At 41.3% G+C, this 26,841-nt stretch carries 21 protein-coding genes; 4 read left to right on the forward strand and 17 right to left on the reverse strand.

Going from position 1 to position 26,841, the window contains the following annotated elements; genetic code table 11:
- Positions 1–12: 12 nt before the first annotated feature.
- The 6 genes from lon to R2R35_RS09865 form a co-directional block, all read right to left on the reverse strand.
- Positions 13–2,325, reverse strand: a complete 2,313-nt coding sequence (gene lon / locus R2R35_RS09840) for an endopeptidase La (protein ID WP_317734777.1) — start codon at positions 2,323–2,325, stop codon at positions 13–15.
- Positions 2,326–2,569: 244 nt separating this feature from the next.
- A complete protein-coding gene (clpX, locus tag R2R35_RS09845; protein ID WP_317734358.1) occupies positions 2,570–3,865 on the reverse strand; it encodes an ATP-dependent Clp protease ATP-binding subunit ClpX in 1,296 nt (431 codons plus the stop codon).
- A gap of 35 nt (positions 3,866–3,900) precedes the next feature.
- The gene (clpP, locus tag R2R35_RS09850; RefSeq protein ID WP_317734360.1) at positions 3,901–4,482 is read right to left on the reverse strand and encodes an ATP-dependent Clp endopeptidase proteolytic subunit ClpP; all 582 of its coding nucleotides are present in this window, start codon (positions 4,480–4,482) and stop codon (positions 3,901–3,903) included.
- Positions 4,483–4,494: 12 nt separating this feature from the next.
- Positions 4,495–5,784, reverse strand: coding sequence for a trigger factor (gene tig / locus R2R35_RS09855; RefSeq protein WP_317734361.1), 1,290 nt, complete (start codon positions 5,782–5,784; stop codon positions 4,495–4,497).
- Between the two features lie 141 nt (positions 5,785–5,925).
- The gene (gene glmM / locus R2R35_RS09860; protein ID WP_317734362.1) at positions 5,926–7,275 is read right to left on the reverse strand and encodes a phosphoglucosamine mutase; all 1,350 of its coding nucleotides are present in this window, start codon (positions 7,273–7,275) and stop codon (positions 5,926–5,928) included.
- Positions 7,276–7,653: 378 nt separating this feature from the next.
- On the reverse strand, positions 7,654–7,878 hold the full coding sequence (locus tag R2R35_RS09865; protein WP_317734363.1) for an alpha/beta-type small acid-soluble spore protein: 225 nt from the start codon (positions 7,876–7,878) through the stop codon (positions 7,654–7,656).
- 247 nt (positions 7,879–8,125) lie between these two features.
- On the opposite strand from R2R35_RS09865, the gene R2R35_RS09870 reads away from it, so the two are divergent.
- Positions 8,126–9,436, forward strand: coding sequence for an alanine/glycine:cation symporter family protein (locus tag R2R35_RS09870; RefSeq protein WP_317734364.1), 1,311 nt, complete (start codon positions 8,126–8,128; stop codon positions 9,434–9,436).
- On the opposite strand, the gene R2R35_RS09875 is transcribed toward R2R35_RS09870, so the two are convergent.
- Complete coding sequence (locus R2R35_RS09875) at positions 9,420–9,962, reverse strand: DJ-1 family glyoxalase III (protein ID WP_317734365.1); 543 nt, start codon at positions 9,960–9,962, stop codon at positions 9,420–9,422. The two genes, R2R35_RS09870 and R2R35_RS09875, sit on opposite strands and share 17 nt — an antisense overlap.
- Before the next feature lie 408 nt (positions 9,963–10,370).
- Between R2R35_RS09875 and R2R35_RS09880 the strand changes: the two genes are divergently transcribed.
- Positions 10,371–10,547, forward strand: a complete 177-nt coding sequence (locus tag R2R35_RS09880) for a YjfB family protein (RefSeq protein ID WP_081848741.1) — start codon at positions 10,371–10,373, stop codon at positions 10,545–10,547.
- Positions 10,548–10,846: 299 nt separating this feature from the next.
- Entirely contained in the window at positions 10,847–11,902 is a 1,056-nt protein-coding gene (locus tag R2R35_RS09885; protein WP_317734366.1) for a D-alanine--D-alanine ligase family protein, read from the forward strand.
- Here the strand turns inward: R2R35_RS09885 and R2R35_RS09890 are convergent.
- The 4 genes from R2R35_RS09890 to R2R35_RS09905 form a co-directional block, all read right to left on the reverse strand.
- Positions 11,899–12,678: an ABC transporter permease gene (locus R2R35_RS09890; RefSeq protein WP_317734367.1), complete on the reverse strand. Its 780-nt coding sequence runs from the start codon at positions 12,676–12,678 to the stop codon at positions 11,899–11,901. The genes R2R35_RS09885 and R2R35_RS09890 overlap by 4 nt on opposite strands.
- A complete protein-coding gene (locus R2R35_RS09895) occupies positions 12,678–13,460 on the reverse strand; it encodes an ABC transporter permease (RefSeq protein ID WP_317734368.1) in 783 nt (260 codons plus the stop codon). Before R2R35_RS09895 ends, R2R35_RS09890 begins: the two co-directional genes overlap by 1 nt.
- Positions 13,457–14,470 (reverse strand): ABC transporter ATP-binding protein, encoded by a 1,014-nt coding sequence (locus R2R35_RS09900; protein WP_317734369.1) that lies wholly within the window; start codon positions 14,468–14,470, stop codon positions 13,457–13,459. Before R2R35_RS09900 ends, R2R35_RS09895 begins: the two co-directional genes overlap by 4 nt.
- 235 nt (positions 14,471–14,705) lie before the next feature.
- The gene (locus tag R2R35_RS09905) at positions 14,706–15,722 is read right to left on the reverse strand and encodes an ArsR/SmtB family transcription factor (protein WP_317734371.1); all 1,017 of its coding nucleotides are present in this window, start codon (positions 15,720–15,722) and stop codon (positions 14,706–14,708) included.
- A 329-nt stretch (positions 15,723–16,051) separates the two neighbouring features.
- Here R2R35_RS09905 and R2R35_RS09910 point away from each other — a divergent pair, with 329 nt between their 5' ends.
- The gene (locus R2R35_RS09910) at positions 16,052–16,531 is read left to right on the forward strand and encodes a YbaK/EbsC family protein (RefSeq protein WP_317734372.1); all 480 of its coding nucleotides are present in this window, start codon (positions 16,052–16,054) and stop codon (positions 16,529–16,531) included.
- Positions 16,532–16,777: 246 nt separating this feature from the next.
- On the opposite strand, the gene R2R35_RS09915 is transcribed toward R2R35_RS09910, so the two are convergent.
- The 6 genes from R2R35_RS09915 to xdh all read right to left on the reverse strand — a co-directional run bounded on the left by R2R35_RS09915 (position 16,778) and on the right by xdh (position 26,835).
- A complete protein-coding gene (locus R2R35_RS09915; RefSeq protein ID WP_317734374.1) occupies positions 16,778–17,755 on the reverse strand; it encodes an ABC transporter permease in 978 nt (325 codons plus the stop codon).
- A 1-nt stretch (position 17,756) separates the two neighbouring features.
- Positions 17,757–18,863, reverse strand: coding sequence for an ABC transporter permease (locus tag R2R35_RS09920; RefSeq protein ID WP_317734375.1), 1,107 nt, complete (start codon positions 18,861–18,863; stop codon positions 17,757–17,759).
- Positions 18,841–20,394, reverse strand: a complete 1,554-nt coding sequence (locus tag R2R35_RS09925) for an ABC transporter ATP-binding protein (protein ID WP_317734376.1) — start codon at positions 20,392–20,394, stop codon at positions 18,841–18,843. The genes R2R35_RS09920 and R2R35_RS09925 overlap by 23 nt, the downstream gene beginning before the upstream one ends.
- Positions 20,395–20,563: 169 nt before the next feature.
- A complete protein-coding gene (locus R2R35_RS09930) occupies positions 20,564–21,838 on the reverse strand; it encodes a BMP family ABC transporter substrate-binding protein (RefSeq protein WP_317734377.1) in 1,275 nt (424 codons plus the stop codon).
- Positions 21,839–22,258: 420 nt separating this feature from the next.
- On the reverse strand, positions 22,259–23,548 hold the full coding sequence (locus R2R35_RS09935) for an aminotransferase (protein WP_317734378.1): 1,290 nt from the start codon (positions 23,546–23,548) through the stop codon (positions 22,259–22,261).
- A 734-nt stretch (positions 23,549–24,282) separates the two neighbouring features.
- Entirely contained in the window at positions 24,283–26,835 is a 2,553-nt protein-coding gene (gene xdh / locus R2R35_RS09940; RefSeq protein ID WP_317734379.1) for a selenium-dependent xanthine dehydrogenase, read from the reverse strand.
- Positions 26,836–26,841: the final 6 nt, after the last annotated feature.

Genomic DNA, 26,841 nt, shown 5'->3' on the forward strand with positions numbered 1-26,841 from the left:
CTGTTCGTTGTATTATGCAAAGGCATATTTTATTACTTCCGCCATGTTATCTACAAATTTGAGATCAATACCTTCCAGTATTTCTGCTGATATTTCCTCAAGGTCTTTCTTATTCTGAAAGGGAACCAAAACCTGCTTCATATGAGCAGTTTTAGCTGCTAATATCTTTTCCTTCAGGCCTCCGATTGGCAGCACTCTGCCTCTAAGAGTAATCTCACCGGTCATTGCAGTATCAGCCTTTACCGGTTTGCCAGTTATAGCTGAGAGCATGGCAGTTGCCATTGTAATACCCGCTGATGGTCCATCCTTTGGTACTGCCCCTTCCGGAATGTGAATATGAATATCATGCTTATCAAAATAATCCACACTGATTTCATATTCATTGCTTACGGAACGAATATAGCTGATGCCCGCTCTGGCAGATTCTTTCATGACATCACCAAGCTGACCAGTAAGTTCGAATTTACCTTTTCCAGGCATTACATTGACTTCTATCTGCAGGGTATCTCCGCCTACGCTTGTCCAGGCAAGCCCTCTTACGATACCAATCTCATCCTTTTCATTAGCCTGTTGGAAGAAGTATCTTTGCTTACCCAGGAATTTCTCCAGGTTTTTATCATTAACACGTACTTTTTCCGTGTTATTGCTTACAATTTCCTTGGCCGCTTTCCGGCAGATTGCACCAAGTCTTCTCTCCAGATTTCGTACACCAGCTTCTTTGGTATAGCCTGTGATGATTTTTGTAATTGCTTTGTCGGATACGGTTATCTGTTTGCCAGTCAGACCATTACGGGTAATCTGCTTTGATAGCAGATGCTTCTTAACAATATGAAATTTCTCATTCTCCGTATAACTGCTGACTTCGATGACTTCCATTCTGTCCAGAAGGGGTTTGGCAATTCCCTGTAGGGAATTAGCGGTGGCAATAAAGAGTACTTCTGATAAATCTACCGGTAGCTCTACATAATGATCCACGAACTTTTTATTCTGCTCAGAATCAAGTACTTCCAATAGTGCAGCAGAAGTATCCCCTTTATAATCGCTGCTAACCTTATCTATTTCATCCAGAAGCATCAGCGGATTCTTAACCCCAGCATTTTTAAGACCTGTAATGATTCTTCCAGGCATCGCTCCCACATAAGTTCTTCTGTGTCCTCTGATTTCGGCTTCATCTCTTACTCCGCCAAGACTGATACGTACATATTCTTTGTTCAGAGCTCTTGCTACAGAATTGGCAATGGAGGTCTTACCGGTTCCCGGAGGACCAACCAGACAGAGAATGGGACTCTCTCCTTTCCGGGTCAGTACTCTGACAGCAAGGAACTCAAGAATCCTCTCTTTAACCTTTTCCAAACCGTAATGTTCACGGTTTAAGATAATTTCTGCATTTTTGATATCTTGTTTGTCCTCACTAACCTTATCCCAGGGAAGACTTAATAACGTCTCAATATAACCTCTTACGACGGCTCCCTCCGAGGAGCTTCCTGAAACATTTTTAAAGCGTTCGATTTCTTTGACTATCTTTTCTTTGACTTCCGGAGCTGCCTTTAATTTCTCTGCTGCTATCAGATAGTTATCTGCATCAGCAGCACTGTTGGACTCTCCAAGTTCCTCTCTTATAAGCTTGAGCTGTTCTCTTAGAATGTATTCCTTCTGGTTCTTATCGACTTTTTCCTTCACTTTTCCCTGAAGGTCTTTGCGGATACGAATGATATCGATCTCTTCCGTCAGGATAACCATAATCTTCTCATAGCGCACAAAAACCTCTGCCGATTCCAGTAAGCTCTGTTTATCCTCCAGGGTTAAGGGCAGGTTAATGGCTATTTGGTCGATTAACTCGCCTACCTCCTCCAGCCTCATGATAGTCTTATAGATATCCTTTCCAATCTTAGGATTCTCATTAAAGTAAACCTCCAATATATCCTTAAGACCTCTAAGCATTGCCTTCTTCTCTGATTCACTGGCAGTATCCGTATCATCTTCCAGTATTTTCACTTCACCTACTAAAAAAGGAGTTTTCTCTACTATACAATCTAATTCTGCTCTATCTGTTCCGGTAACCAGTACACGAATAACACTTCCAGGCAGTTTAATTATCTGCTTAACCAGTGCTATCGTGCCGACGGAGTATAAATCCTCCTGGTCCGGCACTTCCGTATCTGCATCTTTTTGAGTCAGCAAAAGTACCAATTGGTCATTTTCCATGGCATTTTCGATAGCCTCAATGGATATCTGGCGGTTTACGTCAAAATGGATTTGCATTCCTGGCAGCACAGCCATTCCCCGAAGTGCAACAATAGGCACTTTTCTGCTGTAATCACTCATACTAATAACCATGCCTTTCTCTTAACCTGCATTCGCTGAGCCGCAGGCTTAAATTTACGTGTAAAATGTCCTTTATAGCACACGAACTCTCATCTATGTGCCTTATGCACACATAATCCTGATGAAATAACGTGGTTTTTGATTTCATTAAGATAAAAACTGCCTTAAATCCTCTTATAAGGTATTTTAAGGCAGTCCCTATAACAATCGAATCTACTCAATGAATTACAATAGCTTATTCTGCTTATGCAATCTCATTGCTGTTCTTCTTCGATATTCTTTTCGTAATGGCTTTTCTTGGCTGGTTATCTTCTGTACTTATCAGTGTTGGCTGATTACCGCCTTCAGCAGCTTCTTTTGTAATAATGCATTTTAAAACCTGAGTATCTGTAGGGACTCTATACATGGAATCCATCATAACAGATTCCATAATAGCGCGCAGACCTCTGGCACCGGTTTTTCTCTCAAGAGAACGTTTGGCAATAATACGAATTGCTTCATCCTCAAAGTCTAATTCTACTCCATCAAGCTCAAAGAGTTTCTTATATTGCTTAATGATAGCATTCTTAGGTTCTGTGAGAATCCGGACAAGTGTTTCCTCATCCAGCGCATCCAATGCCACATTAACAGGTACACGTCCAACGAACTCTGGTATCAAGCCGTACTTTACGAAATCCTGAGGCATTGCCTGACGGAATAATTCACCTATATTACCTTTGTTTTTCTCTATGATGGAAGCATTAAATCCTATGGATTTCTGACCAATTCTGCCCTCTACTATCTTCTCCAGGCCATCAAAGGCACCACCGCAGATAAATAAGATATTTGTGGTATCAATCTGTATAAATTCCTGATGGGGATGTTTTCTTCCACCCTGAGGAGGTACGGAAGCAACGGTTCCTTCCAGAATCTTAAGCAGAGCCTGCTGTACACCTTCACCAGATACATCTCGTGTTATGGAGGTGTTCTCAGATTTCCTTGTTATCTTATCAATTTCATCAATATAGATAATACCATGTTCAGCTCTTTCAATATCAAATTCTGCTGCCTGTATAAGCTTAAGAAGTATGTTTTCTACGTCCTCACCAACGTATCCCGCTTCTGTTAAAGCAGTAGCATCTGCAATTGCAAAAGGTACGTTAATAAGCTTTGCCAGGGTTTGTGCAAGAAAGGTTTTACCGGAACCGGTAGGTCCTACCATAAGAATATTACTCTTTTGCAGTTCCACATCCAAGTCTCTTCCGGCCAACACCCTCTTATAATGGTTATAAACGGATACCGCCAGGACCTTTTTCGCGTCCTCCTGTCCAATTACATACTGATCCAGAAAGGTCTTGATCTCAGTAGGCTTTAATAAGTTTATATCCGTATCATGTACTTTATCATCAAATTCCTCTTCCACTATCTCAGAGCAGATTTCAATACACTCGTCACAGATATATACGTTACCCGGTCCAGCAATGAGCTTTCTTACCTGATCCTGTGTTTTATTGCAAAAGGAACATCTTAGTTGTTTTCTGTCATCGGTTCTGTTTGCCACTCTCTTTCCCAACTCCCTTCTTCCAGCATTTTAAATTACCTATTTACAATAACATTATCGATTAGCCCGTAAGCTTTTGCTTCTTCGGCTGTCATATAATAATCTCTTTCTGTATCGATTTCGATAACTTCCAGAGGTTTTCCCGTATTTGCTGCCAGAATTTCATTCAGTTTCTTCTTGGTCTTTAAGATATTCTCAGCAACGATCTTAATGTCTGTAGCCTGACCTTTGGCACCACCGGAAGGCTGGTGAATCATGACTTCAGCATTGGGCATGGCAAATCTCTTACCCTTAGCACCGCCTGCTAACAGGAAAGCTCCCATACTGGCTGCCATACCAAGGCAATAGGTAGATACGTCACATTTAATATAATTCATAGTATCATAAATGGCCATACCGGCTGTAACGGAACCACCCGGACTGTTTATATACAGATGAATATCTTTTCCAGTGTCCTCAGACTCAAGGAACAGTAACTGTGCCACAATAACACTGGCTGATACATCGGTTACTTCCTCTCCTAAAAAGATAATTCTTTCTTTTAATAATCTTGAGTAAATATCGTAAGATCTTTCACCGCGGCTTGTCTGTTCAATGACATAAGGTACTAAACTCATAGTTATCCTCCTTTACTCTGCTGCTACGGCTGTCTCTCCAATCAGATCAACTGCCTTTTGTACAGCCATATCCATAATAATTTGTTCTTTTTCTTTCTCGCCGATTAATTCTTTTAACTTATCAGCTTCCATTTTATAGTTCTCTGCCATCTGAGCGATTTCTTTCTCGAAATCCTCATCAGCGATAACAATATTTTCAGCCTTTACAATTGCCTCTAATACCAGTCTTACCTGGATAGTCTTTAAAGCCTGAGGACGCATCTGCTCGAAAAGCTGCTCACTGTTGGTACCTGTAAACTGGAAGTACTGTTCAACAGTAAGTCCCTGAGACTGGATTCTCTGAGCGAAATCGTCTGCCATCTGTCTAACCTGTGTTTCAATCATAGCATCCGGAATATCCATCTGTGCATTCTCGATAATTTTATCGATTGCTTTATCTTCCTTGGCTCTCTTAGCTTCTTTTTCTTTCTTGTCCTTTAATTTAGCCTGAATATCAGTTTTGTATTCCTCTAATGTATCAAATTCGGAAACATCCTGTGCAAAATCATCATCTGCAGCAGGTAATTCTTTCGCTTTAATCTCTTTTACGGTTACCTTAAATAAAGCAGGCTTACCTGCCAGTTCAGCTGCATGGTATTCAGCGGGGAAGGTTACGTTAACTTCTACCTCTTCTCCGATATTCTTACCAATTAACTGGTCTTCAAATGTGTCGATAAAGGAATGAGAACCAATTGTTAAAGCGTAATCCTCAGCCTTTCCGCCTTCAAAAGGAACTCCATCTACAAATCCCTCAAAGTTGATAACTGTCTCATCTTTGTCTGCAACAGGTCTGTCTGTAACCGTTACGATTCTTGCATTCTGATCTCTTACTTTGTCAAGCTCTGCTGTTATGTCTTCTTCTGTTACTTCTGCTGAAGGAACTTCAACAGCGATTCCTTTGTAATCACCAAGTGTTACTTCAGGTTTAAGAGCAGCTTCTGCTGTGAAGATAAAAGCCTTTCCTTTTTCGATCTGTGTAACATCGATCTCAGGTCTGGATACAAGTGTAAGACCGCTTTCTTCAACAGCTTTCTCATATGCATCAGGAATAATAATATTTGCAGCATCTTCATAGAAAACACCGGAACCGTACATCTTCTCTATAATAGAACGAGGGGCCTTACCCTTACGGAAACCTTGTATATTAAATTTTCCTTTATTTTTGGCATAAGCTTTCTCAAGAGCTGTGTCGAATTCCTCCGCAGCAGTTTCGATGGTAAGCTTTACCATGTTTTTCTCTAATTTTTCTACCTGTAAACTCATTTAAAATTTCCTCCTTAAAATATGTGAAACTATATTACGCTTCTCACGTAAATTGTATAACTTCCCATTTTGACGATTTGACATTAGTATATTATATCATAGGCAATCTGTAAATACCATATTTTTTTCATGAAACAGCAACTACTTTTCTATTACATGCCCCTGGCTTTTTAATTTGTCTACAACCATATTAACGTATTTTTCGCACTCTTTTGTTGTAGGGGCTTCTACCATGACACGAAGTACCGGTTCCGTACCGCTTTCTCTGACCAGAATTCTGCCGTTATCCCCCAGCTCTTCTGTAACTTTTGCTACTGCATTTACGATTTCAATGTCTTCTCTGGCGGTCTTTTTATTATTAACACGAACATTTTCTAGTAACTGAGGGAATATCTGGACTTCTTTGATAAGGTCGGACAGTTTGGTTTTGTTTTCTATAATCACTTCCATAATCTTTAGAGACGTCAGGATTCCATCACCGGTGGTGGCATGTTTGCTGAAAATAATATGTCCGGATTGTTCACCGCCAATCGAGTGTCCGTTTTCCATCATATTCTCAAACACATATTTATCACCTACTGTTGTTTTCTCATAAGCGATTCCCTTTTCTTCCAGTGCTTTATAAAGTCCCAGATTACTCATAATGGTGGTTACTACGGTATTATTGTTCAGTTCATTATTTTTCTTCATGTCAACGGCACAAACATATAAAATAAGGTCTCCGTCAATAATATTGCCTTTATCGTCTATTGCTAAACATCGATCAGCGTCACCATCATAGGCAAAACCTACATCCAGATTATTTTCAAGAACATATCTGCGCAGCTGCTCCATATGGGTGGAGCCACAGTCTTTATTAATATTAAGACCGTTTGGTTCATTGCTTATGACATAAGTCTTTGCACCCAGTGCGTCAAATACTCCTTTGGCAATGGAATAAGCAGAACCATTGGCACAATCAAGACCCACCTTCATATTTTTAAAGGAATTGGCAACCAGGGAAATGAGATAACCAATGTATCGGTTTCTTCCATTTACATAGTCCGTAGTTCTTCCGATGTTATCCTTGGTAGCATAAGGTATTTCCTCCCCTTTTCCGTCTATGTAGTTCTCAATAAGTTCCTCCACTTCACTTTCCAGCTTGTAACCCAGTCCATTTATTATCTTGATGCCGTTGTCATAATAAGGATTATGGCTTGCAGATATCATGATACCGCAGTCAAAGTCTTCACTGCGGACAACATAAGATACACTGGGTGTAGTGGTTACATGCAAAAGATATGCATCTGCACCGCTGGCAGTCAGTCCTGCAACTAATGAATACTCAAGCATGTAGCTGGATCTTCTGGTATCTTTTCCGATTACGATTCTGGCTTTGTGTTCTTTGCCGTAATAATAACCCAAAAATCGTCCAACCTTATAAGCATGCTCTACTGTTAAATCAATATTTGCTTCCCCTCTGAAACCATCGGTACCGAAATATTTTCCCATGTTTTTACCCTATAGCTCCGGGCAGGTTGTTACCTGCCTGCTACCCTTTCATTTTCTATTCTAAGAATTCTTATAAGTTATACTGATATCTATCCGCAATATTAAAACTCTCATATACAATTTCATGCAGTCCAGAAACGATTGTAACATAACCAAATAGCATGCGCAAGTCATTGCAGATACTATATAATATGAGTCTTTTATTATCCTTGTGTTTGTTTTATGCTTTTGGATAAAAAAACATCATCTTATATGTATGACTTCTGCAGTTTAGAAACTGATGGTCATATATATTAGATGATGTTTTATTCCTCCGGCCTATGGCAGCTAAAAGGCATCTGTCTTATAGTTTAAGCCGTCGGCTGACTTTTTTAGATATTAATAAGAACCGCTCTGACCAGACATGGATTCTTCCTGTCTTTTGATCATACGTTTAACCATTTCTCCACCTACAGAACCATTTTGAGCGCTGGTTAAATCTCCGTTGTAACCTTGTTTTAAAGGTACTCCGATTTCAGAAGCAACCTCCATTTTAAATCTGTCAAGTGCTTCTCTAGCCTGAGGAACTTCTGATCTGTTTGATCCGCTGTTATTACTTGCCATAAAATTTCACCTCCGAAATTATTAGATAGTTCTTTTTAAGGGCTTACCCTTTTTTCTCGATGGCCGCTCTGTATGAATCAGTCATCGTAGTAATATTGTTATCAATATTTCTAAAATTATTATGGTAAGTTGTGGAAAGTATTTTTTTGATTATTCATGCTTCTCTTATGGAGCATTTGCCGGACTATCTGTCCTAACAGAAGCATATACTATAGAAATCTAATTTAACGGTATAGTGAAAATTCATATGGAAAACATTTTGTCTTTTATCTCAGGCGCAAATCATCTGCTATGGAGCGGACCTATGCTGTTCCTTTTATTAGCCACCCATCTGTTTCTGACTTTTCGCCTAAAATTCGTTCAAAAAAAAGTCTTTAAAGGCATCCGCCTTTCAACCAAATCATCCGATGATGAAAAGGGGCAAACCAGCAGCTTCGCAGCTCTTACTACCACACTGGCAGCAACCCTTGGTATCGGAAATATCGTAGGAGTCTCCACAGCTGTTGCCTTTGGCGGTCCCGGTGCGATTCTCTGGATTTGGTTAACAGGCGTACTGGGAATGGCTACAACTTATGCAGAGTGTTATCTGGGTATTCGTTATCGTAAGCTTGCAAAGGATGGCACCTATTCCGGTGGTCCTATGTATGTCCTGGAACACGGACTTAAGTCAAAAGGAATGGCTGTGTTATATGCCTTTCTGACCCTGGCAGCCTCTTATGGAGTAGGTTGTTCAACTCAAGCCAACTCCATTACCAATGTCACCAGCTCCCTTTGGCACTTCTCACCTTACATCGTAGGTATCGTGGTTGCTGTTATTACCGGACTTGTAATTCTTGGGGGCATTGAATCCATTGGTAATCTGTGCAAAAAACTGGTTCCGGCTATGGGTGCCTTCTACATTTTAGCCTGTCTGGTGCTGGTTTTTATGAACCGTGATTACGTGCTGCCTGCTATTACCCTTATATTTCGCTCCGCTTTTCTTCCCAGTGCTGTAGTCGGTGGTTTTATTGGAAGCACAATTAAGACAGCTGCCCGATACGGCATTGCCAGAGGTTTGTTTTCAAACGAAGCCGGTATCGGAACTGCAGCGATTGCTGCTTCCAGTGCCAAAACCGACAATCCCCATAACCAGGCTCTGGTATCCATGAGTGCAACGTTCTGGGATACGGTAGTTATGTGCGGTGTCACCGGAATTGTGATAGTCGCGAACATATTAAAAAATCCGGCATCCATTAAAGGATTACCGGCTTCGGATCTTACCACCGCAGCTTTTATGCAGCTGCCTTACGGTGAATACATACTTGGCTTTTCAATCATTGCTTTTGCCCTTGCAACACTAATCGGCTGGTCTTACTTCGGTGAAAAGGCCGTGGTATATCTTTTTGGAAAAGAAGGAATCGGCACCTATAAATTATGTTACATTGTAATGATATTTATTGGTGCCGTTCTTTCCCTGGAATTCGTATGGCAGTTATCAGATCTGATCAATGCGCTTATGATATTGCCTAACGTACTGACTTTATGGATACTGAGAAAAGAGATTAGAGATACTGAATAGCCTTACCGATTTTCTCAGCAGTTTCCTTATCCTTTAAGAACTGAATTATTTCCAGCGAAAAATCAATTGCAGTGCCCATTCCTTTACCCGTTATAATATTTCCGTCTGTCACTGCCTTATGACCTGTAGGATTAGCTTCCAGGAGCTTGTCTTCAAACCCCGGGAAACAGGTTACCGATTTCCCTTTTAAGAGCCCCTGCTCTCCCAGAATACTGGGTGCGGCACAAATAGCAGCAAGTGCCTTGTCTTCCTGTCTGAATTCCTTTAAAAGGTTTACAAGGCCTTCATGAGCTGCCAGATTTCTGGTTCCTGGCATTCCCCCCGGTAGCACCAGCATATCTGCCGTTTCATAATCGTATTCTTCAAACAGCCCGTCAGCCTTCACTTCAATATTATGTGCGCCGTTAACGGACTCTTTTCCGGTAATCGAAACCGTAGTTATTTCAATTTCTGCACGTCGCAGCATATCTACCACGGTTAAGCCTTCAATTTCTTCAAATCCATCTGCTAAAAATAAATATACCATATAAAAACCTCCTGTCTTTTTCTGTGTAAGCTTCCTTCCTTAAAAACATTCACAGATTTCATATCATCTGCAGTTACAGCTCTTTCATTTATTATACCGAAATAAAAGCTTTCGTACCAGTATTACCTTTCATAAATTTCAGACACCGATATATTTACCGTTTTATACGCCATACCTTAAAGGCAGCGGGCTCGCAACATCATACCTTCCGGAGTAAGGTTCAGCAGTCTATTATCAGGCAGCCTCAGAACAGATACAGATCTTTCAAAAGCTCTAAGGTATGACTGAGAACCTCTCTTATACCTGGCAGAATAACTGGAAAACGGAAATTAGCTAATGTTTTATAACAAGAAAACCGATATTCATAATAGTTCTGCTGAATTTCATTCAGAAAGGATAAGTGAAAATATGGATATAGCTCAATTATCATATTCCTTAGCAATGCAAAATACCGCTACCGCATATAGTTTTGCCGTTATGAATCTTTCTTTGGATACGGTTGAAACTGCAGGTGATGGAATCGTCAAAATGATGGAAACTTCCGTAAATCCCAATATCGGCGGTAATATTGACATTAAGTTATAGTATGGAATAATGAATTCCATCAAAGAAAACATCTGCAGGCCCATGGGGTTTTGCAGATGTTTTTTTATTTACAGGGTTAGAAAGCACTATTCTGATAATTGTTGGCATTATACTACTATTCCTCAATTTTTTACGTGAATATAATATTCATTAGTAAGGAATGACCGCGTTGACTTTCCATGAGCTTTTTCGGGAAGTACACAGTGCTTTCCCAGTGATTACAGGAAAGGAGCCTGAGTATGCCTTAGAATATTATCTGCCAACAGTACTTGCAGGCATGCTCATAATGTTAAAGAATTATGAAAATAGTTGTTTTATCCGGAGGTCTCAGTCCGGAAAGAGATGTATCTTTATCCTCCGGCTGTCTTATTGCCAATGCACTAATGGATGCCGGTTACGAGGTAGCACTTGCCGATGTATATATGGGATTAGATATCCCCAACACTAATCCAGATACCCTCTTCTTAAGCAAAGAAGAGGGTATCAGACACGAACACCATATCCCGGATAAAATTCCTGATTTGGAGGAGCTCATAGCAAGCAATCAGGGAAGAACAGAACTGATTGGTGAAAATATCCTTGCCCTGTGCAAAATGTCTGATGTGGTATTTCTCGCACTACACGGTTCCATGGGAGAAAACGGGCAACTCCAGGCTGTTCTGGACTGCTGGCAGATTCCTTATACCGGTACTGGTTATGCCGGCTGTCTTCTGGCAATGGATAAAGACTTAAGCAAAAAACTCTTAAAGGCGGAGGGTGTTCCCACCGCCCCATGGATAACAGAAGAAGCAGCTGAAATAACCCCTGAAAAGATAACAAACTCCATTGATTTTCCTTGTGTTGTAAAGCCGATCAGTAACGGTTCCAGCATTGGTGTTTCCTTTGCATATTGCCAGGAAGAACTCTCATCTGCCTTAAGTCTTGCAACAGAGAAAATAGCATCTTTTGGCTCCGGTAAAGTTCTGGTTGAAAAAATGATTAAAGGCAGGGAGTTCTCTGTTGGAATTCTTGAGAATACTGCCCTGCCAGTAATAGAGATCATTCCAAAGGAAGGTTTCTATGATTATAAAAATAAGTACCAGCAGGGACTTACAAACGAATGCTGTCCGGCAGATTTACCCGAACCGTTAAGGGAAAAAGTACAATTACTTGCATTAAAGGTACACAAAACCCTGCACCTTGGCTCCTATTCCAGGATAGATTTTATTTTAGACGAAGCCAATGAATTCATCTGCCTGGAAGCTAACACGCTTCCAGGAATGACACCAATGAGCCTCCTTCCTCAGGAAGCAAAAGCAGCCGGGATCTCCTATGAAGATTTATGCAAAAAAATTGCATTGCTTGGAGTACGTTAAAACACCTCCAGGGTTCCTTTCCTTCTGGCTGTTTTTTCAATTCCTTTGATTAACAGCCAGGACAGGAAATAATAACCTGCGCCAATCCCTGCTTCCTGCAATAAAAGCATTACAAATTTCTCAATTATGACTCCTGAGAACAGCATATTGACCGCTTCAATACTGCGGGTCAAAGGGATCAGCCGGGATATGAGCCTTCCAGCTATGGGCAGTTGGGATATTGGGAAGTTCGCTCCGCAAAATATCATAAGGATATAGGAAATAAAATTCAATACAAAATGCATCTGGTCAGTTATCAGACCAAAGATGCCGATAAACAATCCAAACCCGGCAGCCGCAAACATTGCAACAATAACAGCCGTAAAAAACAGCAGCAGATTAATTTGAGAGAAATTCACCTGAAACAATAAACTTCCGGCAAAGAAACCAAAGGTAACGGTTACCACCGCGGTGATACAAGTGAATAATCCCTTATGAAGTATGATCAACAGCTTCCCCTCAGGGGCTGCAACAAGACTTCTGATACAGCCATAGGCTCTCTCTGCCATAAAGGTACTGCCAAGAGTAAATATACAGGTATTGACGCATAGCAGAAAGGAATTTCCCACCACCCACCGGGTCAGATTATCCGTGTTATAACTATAGCTTGCAAGAACACAGTAGAAAATAAGCGTCAGCAGCGGATATATGGTCTCAAGGCATAGAAATTCATCCAATCTGAAAATGGACTGTCTGCTTTTATAACTCAGCCAAGCAAGGGTAAAGAAACGTCTCATCAATTCACCTCCAGTGTTGCTGCTATCCGTACCTGGCGCTCTATTACCACTGCCAGGAAATGCCCCAGTAAAATATAAAGTCCAGTTACTCCGACCAGAATCAGGAGTGTCAGATAATATTCCCTTATGTTAAAGGTATCAGACACACTTAGCCGAAGCAGCTTAACTGCCCAGGTCGGGGAAAGGACATAACTTACAGGCCTTAGGAATACAGGAAGAATATCTGCCGGAAACACAAATCCACATACAAGAATAACAGGTATTTCGATGCAATTCATGTACAACTGCGTTTTTCTTGACAACGTCAGCAGATAGGCTAAAAAAACCGATATGACAGAAAAACTTCCAATTGTGCAAATAAAAGCTGTCAGTAAATAAATTGGATGAGCAACTTCCATCCTTACATCAAATAAAATCTTCGTAGTAGCAAATGATAACAGAAAAGTTATCATACTCAGAATGGTATTCCCTGCTACCTTTCCTGCAATAATGGTTCTAAAACCTGCCGGTGCCATATAGATCAGTGAAAGGGTGCCATTATAACGCTCTCTGTTAATATCTCCGGCTGAAGAAAAGCAGATGCAGCTCCAGAGTGCCATCAATCCTGCTCCCAGTACTACATAAGACAGAAAATCCTCTCGTTGTGAATTAACAAACATCTCGTATAAGAGCACTGTATTGACAACCGGATTTGCCAGCAGACAGAATCGAAACATAGACCTTGCCAGTGAGCTTTTTATCTGAAGCAGAGCTGTTGAAACAATTACATTTAATTCTTTCATTGCCTTTCCTCCAGTATCTTTACGTATACATCCTCCAGTGTTAATTCTTTATTGGTAAAAGAATGAATGCCACTTCCTTTTAAGGCACTAAGAATTGCTTCACTGATATCGGGCTCTGCTATGTATTTCATCATCAGACGGTAACCACCTTCAGCCGGTTCACTTATTACCTCTTTTACCCCTTGAATACCCTTCAGCTTCACTATAATGGATTCATCCACTCTGTCCATTATGATTTCCAGATTTTTATCTTCACCGGTTAATTTTTTTAAATTTACAGGTGTGTCCAACGCTATTAGTTTTCCATGATTTAATATAGCAATCCGGTCACAGAGTTCATCCGCTTCATACATATAATGGGTAGTCAGCAGAATGGTTTTACCTTCTGACTTTAATTTTTTTATAATATCCCGCAGCATTCTGGCTCCTAATGGGTCAAGACCAACCGTAGGTTCATCCATAAAGATTATCTCCGGCTCATTAATCAATCCTCTTGCAATCTGCAGCCTCTGTACCATACCCTTGGAAAAAGTCTCTACCAGGATGTCTGCTTTCTCCGACAGTCCTACCAGCTCTAATATCCTGGTGATTCTTCTATCCGCTTCCTCCTTGCTTATAAGATAAAGACAGGCAAAATATTTAAGATTATCTTTGGCTGAAAGACGTCTGTAAAGTCCCAATTCCCCACCGAAAATAAAATTTATACGCTTTCTGATGAGCTTTTCCTGGGTAAAGGTGTTATAGCCTAAAACCTCACATTTTCCTTTCGTTGGTGCAAGGAGGGTAATCAACATTTTTATCGTCGTAGTCTTTCCTGCTCCGTTCTGCCCAAGGAGTCCAAATACCTCCCCTCTTTTAACCTGAAAGGAAACTCCATCTACCGCCATAACGCGTTCTTTTCTGCTGTTGATCAAACCCTTTCTGGTAATGAATTCCCGTTTTAAATCCTTGACTTCAATGACAAAATCCTTATCCATGATACGATTCGTATATAACCTGGATCCAGGCAAATATACTCAGCCTCCCGTCGTTTATGTAGAATGATATGGTATGTCTAAAAATATTTGCAGCAGAAGCTCCTGTTAGGAAATATTTTTCAGCCACTCCCTAAATAAATAATAATATTCGATATATATCGAATATTATTATAATCGAATATATAAGCGAGGTCAATACCGGATTGCTATAAATTCTTGTATAAAAAAACGACCGGATTATTTTCCGATCGTTGGTGTATTCATACTTTCAATTAACTGGCACCTTTTTATCAAGTATCTCCGCCAGTGCTTTCAACAGTTCTTTGGTACCAGTTCTGCTGATACTATAGTACTTGGAGCTTTTGCTCTGCTCTTCATTTAAGAGTCCGCAATTCTTCATCTGATCCATATGATGAGAAATGGTAGAGGGAGCCATGGATAATTCCTTTGCGATATCAAGTCCTCTTAAGGGTTCTTTTTCATTGAGCAAGGCAATAATCTTAAGACGTGTCTCATCTCCGATAGCTTTCAGCTGTTTCAACAGCTGTTCCTGTTTCTCCCTGGATTCTCTGAGTGAGTAGAATAACACCTGGTTTTTCCCGAAGAATCGTATTTTCCTATAGGCAGCAAAAAAAGTAATGGTAAAGTAGAACTCCTTATATGGTCCCCGATTATAAAAAACCTTACCCATCAACTCCTGGGAGTATTCTAACGGTTCCATTGCCTTTAGCCCCTCCTGGGCTTTCAGAGCTTCGGTCTGCAGCACCGCTTGAACCTGTCGGTTCATTTCATGAAATTCTGTGGTATCCAGTTCTTTCGCAAAAGCAAAGTAATCGTTAATTATCTTTCTTGTTTCACGAATAAACACCTTGAATCCAAGGTAACTACCCAGAAACTTCTCATATTCTCTGAAAAGCCGATCCAGTTTTTCTTCATTTTCCAAGGCTTCTCTTACAAGCTCATCCTTAAATATATTAAAATAGCTGGAGATAAAAGCAGCCTCATCCATTTGAAGCAGGTACTCCCTGTATTCCTCAAGACTGAACTCATTCAGCGGATAATCCGTCAGGAATTCCAACATACCCGAAGGACAGCCTACAGCCTGAAATATTTCCACAAGATACGTATATTTTTTCTTTAAGCCATCAAGTTTTCCTATGGAATAAGTCTCAGTACATAAAGTATGCCACTTCTCCCCCTCCAGAATATTACTGGCCGCCATTAACAGCTCAATGTCTTCTGAATATATAAAATAACTATTCTCATTTAGTTTCTGATAATACATATTGTCATACCCGTCTTTCAATTTCAGTAATTTCAGTTTCTAGGGTGTTTGCGAAAACTCATTTGCTGAACTGTAGTTAACCCTGCTTGAATTCCGGCAGGTATAACCCTTGCCTCAATCTATAATTTTAACGCTTTATTATGTAAATTATAGCAAACCCTGTCTTAAAAATAAACAAAAAATTAACCATCGCTATTGCCATCACTTATTTCTTTGGTTATACTATAAAGAAAACTAAGTGCAGCCGATACTGTATGGGGTTTGTACCCTAAAGCACATAAGACAATACAGCAGTAGTTTAAGTACTTCTGCTGAGAATCGAGGTAAATATGTCAATTGAAAAGGTTAGAAACTATTTCAAACAATATGGAATTGAAGAAAAGATCCTGGAATTCGAAGTTTCCAGTGCAACCGTAGAACTTGCAGCAAAAGCTTTGAATTGTGAGGAAGGGCGTATCGCAAAAACACTATCTTTTCATGTAGGCGAGAGGGTAGTACTAATCGTTGCTGCTGGTAATGCCAGAATTGACAATACAAAATATAAGGCATACTTCGAAGCAAAGGCAAAAATGTTATCCTACGAGGAAGCCGAACCTTTAATAGGACACGCCGTAGGAGGGGTTTGTCCCTTTGCTGTAAATGATCAGGTTGAGATTTACCTGGATGAATCACTTAAGCGCTATCAGACTGTCTTTCCGGCTTGCGGAAGCTCAAATAGTGCTATCGAATTGACCATAGGCGAACTTGAGAGGTATTCAGGCAGTTCAAAATGGATAGATGTCTGCAAAGATTTAACTGCCGAAAGTTAAAAGCTTTTACTACCAACGGAATGGTTCGTAATAATTATAGAAACAGAATGCTAGGTTCAGTCCCCTTAACGGATTTCCTTATTAAAAACAGGATTTGAGGCACTTAAGCTGTCTCAAATCCTGTTTTTATATGCCTGCATATTTTAGATACTTATCTCAAGCAAAACGACCAAGTACAATAGCTTCTTTGAAAGGACGAATGAGCTTGGCAATAATTAAGTCAATACAGTTCATTAGAACCGCTCTCTATCTTTCTTCCCTGAAATAAGCCTGGCCTAAACTTGCCGGTGGCTGATTCTCCTGTTTATTTCTCTTGCTGGATAAGATAAGTACGATAATCGTCACCACATAAGGCAGCATTTTGCATAACTCCTGGGTGGCTCTGGTAAGCCCCGGCAGGTAGATATAAAGAATATAAAGTCCACCAAAGAGGAAAGAACCCCAGATAGCATTGACAGGCTTCCATAAAGCCAGGATAACAAGTGCAATCGCAAGCCAGCCTCTGTCTCCGAAGCCGTTATTGGTCCAGGTTCCTCCAAGATACTCCATAACAAAATACAGACCTCCAAGACCTGCAATGGCAGCACCGGATACCGTTGATATATATTTGTATCTCGATACATTGATACCGGCAGCATCCGCTGCTCCCGGATCTTCACCGATAGCTCGAAGATTAAGTCCCTTTCTTGTCTTTTTAAGAAAATAAGCCAATAACAAAGAAATAATCACAGAGAGGTAGGTGAGGAACCCATAGGAGAACAACAGGTCTCCTATCACAGGGATATCATGGAGCAGGGGTAATTTTGCTCTGTATGCCGATGCTGTTGTTTTAACAGATATCTGACCAACACCACCTGCAAGTTTAGAAATGGAGCCGCCAAAGAAATTACCAAAACCAACACCAAAGGTGGTTAATGCCAGACCTACTACATTCTGATTTGCTCTAAGAGTAATGGTTAATACGCTGTATATCAGACCTCCCAGGGCTGAAGCCAGTAAGGTAACGATAAAGGATATTACAAGACCGATAAAGGCGTTAGGAGTTTCCGTTGATTTCTCGTAGAAGAAAGCTCCCATCAGTCCGGCTATACCACCCATGTACATGATGCCCGGAATACCAAGATTTAAGTTACCGGATTTCTCCGTTACGATTTCACCGGTGGCACCAAACAGAATACTGATTCCCTGGCTGATTGCATTTTGAATAAAGGTTAAAAGCAGCATATTATTGTACCCCCTTCTTATTCCCACGGAATTCCACTTTATAATTAATAAAGAATTCACAGCCAATCAGGAAAAATAACAGTACACCGGTTATGATATCGGAAGCATTTTCGTTCAATCCATACTGAGAAGCAATCTGTATGGACCCCTGTTGCATAAATACCAGAAATGCAGATACAGCCAACATTGCAATGGGATTGAATTTGGACATCCAGGCAACGATTATAGCTGTAAATCCTCTTCCGTCAGCTGTACTGGTAGAAATGGTATGGCTGGCACCGCTAACAATGATACTTCCTGCAAGTCCGCAGATTCCACCGGATATCATCATGGTTCTGATTATTACTTTCTTAACATTGATACCGGCATATTTGGCTGTATTCTGACTCTCACCTACCACCGCAATTTCATAGCCCTGTTTGCTGTGCCTCATATAAAGATAGACGCCTACTGTCATAATCAGTACTACAATGATATTTAATCCGTACTGCATACCAAAAATCTCCTGAAACCAACCTTTTCTTGTGGCTCCATTTATAATACCTACTGTATTGGAACCCGTAGGATTCTCCCAGAAAACAATGCAAAAGGTAACTATCTGCATTGCAACATAATTCAACATCAGTGTAAAAAGTGTTTCATTGGTATTGTAATAAGCCTTAAAGACTGCCGGAAGCACTCCCCACAGCATACCTGCAATACTGCTGGCTGCAAATATGATAAGAAGCAGCAACCAGTTAGGCATGGAATTCCCAAAATAAATCATAACCGCCGCCGTAGCCGCTCCGCCCATTAAGATCTGTCCTTCCGCACCGATATTCCAGAATCTCATCTTGAAAGCAGGTGTAAGTCCCACTGCTATAATAAGAAGCGTCATAATTTCACGGATGGTTACCCACATACGGCGTTTTTTACCGATTGCACCATCAATGATACCCAGATATACCTGAATGGGGTTATCATTTGTAATAAATACGATGACCAATGCACATACAATTAAGGAAAGAGCGATTGCTATCAGCCTGATTGTCCATGCTTTCGTTCTGGAAATACTATCCCGCTTGCTCATTCGCAGAAAAACCTCTTTATTTGCTCCTTCTTTGCTCATGTGCTTTTGCTCCCTTCCGCTCTGACGTCATCAATAAACCAATTTCTTCTTTGGTGGTATTTCTTGCATCTACGATACCTGCGACTCTTCCGCTGTTGAGTACCATAATTCTGTCACAAAGCTCCAATAATACATCTAAGTCCTCACCAACACAGATAACCGCCACCCCTTTTTGCTTCTGTTCATTGAGAAGATTATAAATGGTATAAGAGGAGTTTATATCAAGACCTCTAACAGGATACGCTACCATTAGGACAGTTGGATTAGATGCAATCTCACGTCCTACCAATACCTTTTGAACATTACCGCCGGACAGCCTTCTTACCGGCGTGGATACTCCCGGAGTAACCACATCCAATTTATCAACGATATTTTCTGCCAGATTCTTAGGCTTCTTTCTATCCACAAAGAAATGCTTTCCGTCGGTATAGCTTCTAAGCATCATATTATCCGTCAAATCCATGGAACCAACCAGCCCCATTCCAAGCCTGTCCTCGGGAACGAAGGATAAATGAATCTTAAGATTTCTTATATCGGCCGCTTTCATATCCGATATTTTCTCAGTACTTCCATCAGGTGCATAGTATAGGATCTCACCGCTTTCTATAGGCTGAAGTCCTGCTATTGCTTCTAATAATTCCTTCTGACCGCTTCCTGCTATACCTGCGATTCCCAGAATTTCACCGCTGTGCGCCTGAAAAGAGGCCTCTTTTAATACTTTAAGTCCTTCCCTGTTCTTACAGGTTATGCCTCTCATCTCAATCCGTTTCTCTGTATTTGCCGGCTCTGTACGGTCAATATCAAGCTTCACCTTTTCTCCTACCATCATTTCCGTCAGGGAGGATACGGTTGCTTCCGCTGTATTGACTGTATCGATGTATTTACCTTTTCGAAGTACCGTTACACGATCGGAAAGCTCCAGTACTTCATTCAGTTTGTGAGTTATAATGATAATTGATTTTCCAGCTTTTCTCATGTTACGCAATACATCAAAGAGCTTCTTGGTTTCCTGAGGTGTTAATACAGCCGTTGGCTCATCCAGGATAAGGATATCAGCGCCGCGGTATAACACCTTAACGATTTCCACCGTCTGTTTCTGGGAAACCGACATATCGTATATCTTTTGGGACGGATTCAGATCAAAGCCATACTGGGCAGTAAGTTTATTGATTTCTTCATGTACCTGATTCATCTTTAAGGTTTCACTTCCTTTAAGACCTAAAATAATATTCTCTGCTGCCGTTAATATATTAATCAGCTTAAAATGCTGATGTATCATACCAATACCCAATTCGAAGGAATCTTTCGGGGAACGTATCGTAACTTCTTTTCCGTCAATGCAAATCTGTCCTTCATCCGGAAAATAAATACCGGAGAGCATGTTCATAAGAGTGGTCTTGCCGCTACCATTCTCCCCTAATATAGACAGAATTTCACCTTTCCTGACGGAAAGATTCACACTGTCATTTGCTATTACCTCCCCAAAGCGTTTGGTAACATTTTTTAATTCAATGGCGTTTACCTGTTCCACAAAAAAACCTCCTAACATCAAATTTGCGGAACTGCACTACTGCAGTCCCGCACAAAGGGTCAGTATCAACCCGTCTATATACTGATTAAGTTTACGCTTTCAGTCTATCTTTCCTACCAATAAAGCCACCTGTAAATTACTGCTTACGACACTTAAATCAGCGTTGGCATTATTTTGTCAATTCGGTAATTCCATCAATTCTTAATTCAAAAGCAGGTGCGGAGATTACTTCTGACTCATGGAAATATCCGTCTGAAACATAGGCAGAGAATTTAGCGAAATCTGCATTGCTGGTAATCAAGTCTTCAAGCTTGGAGTTCTGTACTGTAAATGTGCTAGTATCAAAAACTTTAAGAGATCCGTCTTTTAAAGCAGCTTCAACTTCTGCAACCTTTTCAGCTGTTCCTGCCGCAACTGCCTTCTCATTTAATGGAGAGGTACCAACCGCACCATCAGCAAATCCCTGGCACCAGTCCGTTGCAATAGGTGTTCCGTCAATTATGCTCTTAACGGCATAAGTGTAATAAGGTCCCCAGTTAATAGTAGCTGAAGTTAAGGCAGTGTTAGGAGCAACACTCGTCATATCTACATTGTATCCTACAACGGGTACACCAGCTTCTTCACAAGCAGTAGGAGCACCGGTAGTGTCTGCGTGCTGGCTGATTACCTTTGCACCGTTTGCTATAAGGCTCTTTGCTACTTCGTTTTCAGCAGCCATATCTGCCCAGCTGTTTGTATATTGAACTTCCATTGTTACAGAAGGGCATACGCTCTTGGCACCAAGATAAAAGGCAGTATAACCGGAAACAACCTCTGCATAAGGGAACGCTCCAACATAACCCATTTTAGCCTGGTCTGCAGTAATGTCACCTTTTTCGATCATTTCATTTAATTTTAAGCCTGCAACAACACCGGATACGTAACGGGACTCATAAACAGCCGTAAAGTAATTGTGCATATTAGGAAGTCCTGAGGATTTCGCCTGATATCCTGTAGCGTGACAGAACTGAACTTCAGGAAATTCTGCTGCTGCCTGCATCATATATGTCTCGTGTCCGAAGCTGTTTGCAAAAATTATATTACAGCCCTGATCAGCCAGATCAACTGCTGCATCATAAGCAGCTTCATCTTCACCGATTGTTGTCTTCTCAATTACCTGATCTGCAGATAAACCAAGCGCTGCGATCATTTCATCAATACCTGCCATATGAGCGGCTGTATAGCCTTCATTCTCATCTCCTATGTAGATAACACCAACTTTGATACCGGATACATCACCGCCTGCTTCAGGTGTTGTTTCCTCTGTTGCAGCGGGCGTGTCCGTTGCAGCCTGGGTAGGTTCAGTTGCGTTGCCTGCAGTGTTCTTATTATTTGTCTTACCGCAGCCAACCACCAGTGTCATTGCCATTGCCATAAGAAGCAATAACGATACTACTTTTTTCATATAATCTTCCTCCTGTAATTTGGTTGGAGTTCTCGAGAAGTAGAACTCCTGCAATTATTTTGTAGACACATTTATAACATAATGCCAAAGAGCATATGTATCAGAAGCTGGAACAAAAGTTGGAAAAATCCAAAAAGTAAAGGGAGTTGTATGTACTGAATGTACATACAACTCCCTCCATCGGGTTCTAAATCCGTTTTTATGATTTCTTAGTATATCATAAAAAAAGTTTTTGTCAATTAATATCGATGGATTAATCAAGCAAATTTATGTACAAGCTTTTTTCAGTTTTCTTTTGTGGATAAGCTGTCATGGACAAAAGGCACTGCCGGAAATCTATTACCTTTCCGGCAGCTCTGAGCCTGTCCTATATCTTAATTGCCTCTAATATTTCACTAATACGATATATCTGTCCCTTTACTAGTTCTCCTCTGACAGATACTTATCGACACTAACCAGCTTTACACACAGGGTAAAGAGTTCCATCGCTGTCCTTAAATCCTTCTCCGGGGGAAAAGAAGGTGCTATACGGATATTGCAGTCCTCAGGGTCCTTGCCGTAAGGATAGGTTGCACCTGCTGCTGTTAGCTTAACCCCAGCTTTCTGGGCTCTCTCTACTACTGCTTTGGCACAGCCATTTAAGGTATCAAAGGAAATGAAATAACCGCCTTTGGGTTTGTACCAGGAACCAATCTCCAGTCCCTCCAGTTCTTCGGACAATTTGTTTAATACGATCTCAAATTTTGGTCTTAGGATTTCAGCATGCTTGCTCATATGGCTGATTATACCGTTTATGTCCTTATAATATCTGACATGCCGCAGCTGATTTACCTTATCATGTCCGATTGTCTGTATACCAAGCTGTTTCTTGATATCCACCAGATTGTTGGGAGAAGTTGCTATAGCAGCTACACCAGATCCAGGAAAACTGATTTTGGAGGTGGACGAAAATTTATAAACCATATCCGGATTCCCGGCTTTCTTACATTCCTCAAGAATTTCCAGGATATTGTCCTGATCATCTTCATATAAGTGATGTAGACTGTATGCATTATCCCAATAGATTCTGAAATCTTTGGCTGCCGGTCTTAACCTGGCAAAGCGTTTCACTACTCTGTCCGAATAGGTTATACCTTGGGGATTGGAATATTTGGGAACGCACCAGATACCCTTAACGGCTTCATCCTCCGCTACGTATTTCTCCACCAGATCCATATCCGGTCCTTCTTCTGTCATGGGGATATTTATCATCTCTATCCCAAAATATTCGGTAATTGCAAAATGTCTGTCATAACCGGGTACCGGGCAGAGAAATTTCACCTTATCCAGGCAGCACCAGGGGGTACTTCCCATTACACCATGGGTCATGGAACGAGAAATAGCATCATACATTATATTTAAACTGGAGTTTCCATATATGATAAGATTCTCAGCAGGAACCTCTATCATATCTCCAATAAGCTTCTTCGCTTCAGCAAGGCCATCAAGAACACCGTAATTGCGGCAGTCCGTGCCATCTTCACAGGTTAAATCTGAGGAACTGTTTAAGATATCCATCATCTCCATAGAAATATCCAACTGATCAATACAAGGCTTACCTCTTGACATGTCAAGACTTAAATGCAAACCTCTCATTGCTTTGTATTGCTTTCTTAAATCTTCTCTTAATTCCAGTAACTCTTCTCTGGACATTTCTTTATAAGGTTTCAAGAAAAAGACCTCCTTTGCCGCGCCATTTCTGACAGTCTATCACAAATTACCGTACCATGCAATGGAAAACAAGCCATTTTGCGGCCATAATTTAAAATATTTATGCACCTATAAGGACTGTTTATGCAACTTATAGGTACTGCTTATTTATCTGATGGTTTCGACGGATTTATGAGAATTATTTCTGATTTATATGTAATATTATGTAATTTTACAGGCTTGTTTTAGATTTTATTGGTATCTGGGGGTATTTAAAAAATTTAGTTTTTATAAAGGGGACGGAAATTTGCACCAGGCAGAAAGATTCATGCTTCAATTCCAATGTATAAGAAGTCCTAATTCTCTGAAGCTTTTATGCTTGGCATATCATCAAACAGATAACTCGCTTCGCTCAGACAATCTGTTTGATGATATAGCATAAAAGCTTCAGAGAAAAGGACTTCTAATACATTTCCATAGGCGCATTCATCCTTTCTGCCTGGTGCAAATTTCCTGAAATCGGATGAAAACAGAGTTCTGATACTTAATCAGTTTGTATGCTCCAGAGGTAATTATATGTGTGAGCGTTAAGTTGAAACAACTTTTTATAAACTTAATAAGGTTGTATTAGTTACATGATAGTAGCAGTCTAATCTTAAGAAATGCTGCAAGCTACTAGCGTTACTTCTTAAGGTTAGACTGCACTGCACAGGATAGATGAGGAGCTCATCTTCGGTTCTATAATTGCATATTTATTATTTGCTGTATGGTGTAGCTTCAAGGGGCAGACTTGTACGGAACTTGCCGTCCCATTTGTAATAAGCGGCCTGCGCTGCAGGTGATGTTGGTATCAGAGGAATTTCTCCGACTCCTTTTGCTCCATAGGCCAGTTCTGCATTATTCTTTTCAATGAGGATGGTCTGTATCTCAGGAACCTCTGTTGCCCTAAAAAGTCCCAGTGTGCCATATCTGGCCGTTGGTCTTCCGTTTACGATTTTGGGATTCTCCGTAAGGCCAAACCCGAGGCCCATAACTACGCCTCCTTCAATTTGTCCTTCTACGTTTAGGGGATTGATGGCTTTTCCTACATCATGGGCAGCAATTACTTTCGAAACTTTGCCTTCGTCGTTTAATAGGACCACCTGGGTTGCGTAACCATATGCCAGATGGCTGACAGGATTGGGTTTGCCAGAGCCCATGGGGTCTGTTATACCTACAAATTCATCATAGAATTCTTCTCCCTCCAGTTCCTGTAAGGTATGCTCTTTTAATGCCTCCTTTAATTTAAGGGATACTCTTCTTGTGGTTTCACCAGTTATTACTGTCTGTCTGGAGGCTGTACTGGTACCGGAATTAGGTGTGATATCTGTATCCGGCATTGCCACGATAACCTCAGAAGCCTTTAGTCCCGTAGTCTCACAGCAGATTGCCCGCATGGTTGCGGCTATTCCCTGGCCCATACAGGCCGCACTTGTTCTTAAGGATACCTTGCCCTCCACGATTTTTAAGCGCACTCTGCCTGTATCGGGTATTCCAACTCCAACGCCTGCATTCTTGATGGCACAGGCTATTCCTGCCCTGTCATAATTCTTATAATATTCCTCTTTCACTGCCTCGAGTGTCTCCACCATGCCGGTACCTTCATCGGCAAGCTGACCATTGGGCAGGGATTGCCCCGGACGGATTGCATTCAGATAACGTATTTCAAAGGGGTCAAGGCCTACCTTTTCAGCTAACAGGTTTAAATTGCATTCCGTGGCAAACATCGTCTGGGTAACTCCAAAACCTCTGAAGGCTCCGGAAGGCACATTATTCGTATAGACAGAGAGCCCGATTATATCAATATTCTGATAATTATAGGGTCCCGCTGCATGGGTGCAGGCACGCTGCAGCACAGGTCCTCCAAGGGAAGCATAGGCCCCTGTATCTGCCACCAGGCGAAGGCGCATAGCTGTAAGCTTTCCTAACTCGTCACAACCGGTGGTAAGCTCCATTTCCATAGGATGGCGTTTGGGGTGTACCCGCAGACTTTCTTCTCTGGACAATGTAACCTTTACCGGAAGTTTGCAGAGATAAGCTAATAAGGCTGCATGATGCTGTACACTCATGTCCTCTTTCCCGCCGAAACCACCGCCGACATAGGCACTGACTATCCTGAGCTTTTCCTTGGGAATACCAAGGAGCATTCCAATCTCTCTGTATTCATCGTAAACACTCTGACCTCCGGTATAGACTGTGAGGGAATCTTCCTCCGGAACAGCAAGTGCACTTTCCGGTTCCAGAAAAGCATGCTCCTGTGCCGGTGTATGATAGACTCTGGTTACAACATGGGCAGAGTTCAAAAGGGCAGTCTCTACATCCCCTCTCTGTATAAGCTCTCTTCTATAGATATTACCGCTTTTATGTATAAGGGGAGCCTCTTCCTTCATGGCTTCTTTGGCGGAAAGCAATGGTGTTCGCTCCTCATATTCCACATCTATGAGTTCCTTTATCTCCTTAATTGCCTTCTTAGATTTGGCTGCGATCAGACAGACAGAGTCACCCGGGTACCTGGTTTCTTCACCTACCGCTATAATTGCCGGCCAGTCAAGGGTCAAATGACCGATTACCCTCTCCCCGGGTATATCTTCTGCCAGAACAATCCGGATCAGCTCCGGATGTTCAAGTGCTTTCTCCAGATGGATTGCTTTTAACAGGGCTCTGGGATACTCCGCACGAAGAGCAGAACCATATACCATACCAGGTGCCTTTAGATCGTCCGCAAATTTTGCCTTTCCAATTACCTTGTCCGGTGCATCGGGTCTGTGGCTCCGTTCACCGACCTGACCGGTAAATTCACGAACCGGCAGCGGTTTTTTTTCCCTTAAATATTCTGCGGCTATCCTTATCGCCTGTTCGATTTTGACATATCCGGTACAGCGACAGAGGTTTCCCTTGATTGCTTTCTTTACCTCAGCCCTTGATGGATCTGGATTTACATCCAACAGCCCCTTGGCACTGATAATCATTCCCGGAATACAAAAACCGCATTGAACTGCACCTGCTTCTGAGAAAGCATAAGCGTAGACCTCCTGCTCTCGTTTGGAAAGTCCCTCCACCGTTATGATCCTTTTCCCCTGGACCTTTGAAGCTGTCAAAAGACAGGCTCTTACAGGTTTCCCGTCAAGAAGCACCATACAGGCTCCGCAGGCTCCCTCCATACATCCATTCTTTACGGAAGTAATATCAAGGTCATCCCTCATATATTCCAATAAATTAACGTCTGCTTCCGTGTCTGTCATTTTGTTATTTATCCAAAACTGGTACATTGTATC

The sequence above is a fragment of the Anaerocolumna sp. AGMB13020 genome (assembly GCF_033100115.1).
In the GTDB taxonomy this organism is placed as follows: Bacteria; Bacillota; Clostridia; order Lachnospirales; family Lachnospiraceae; genus Anaerocolumna.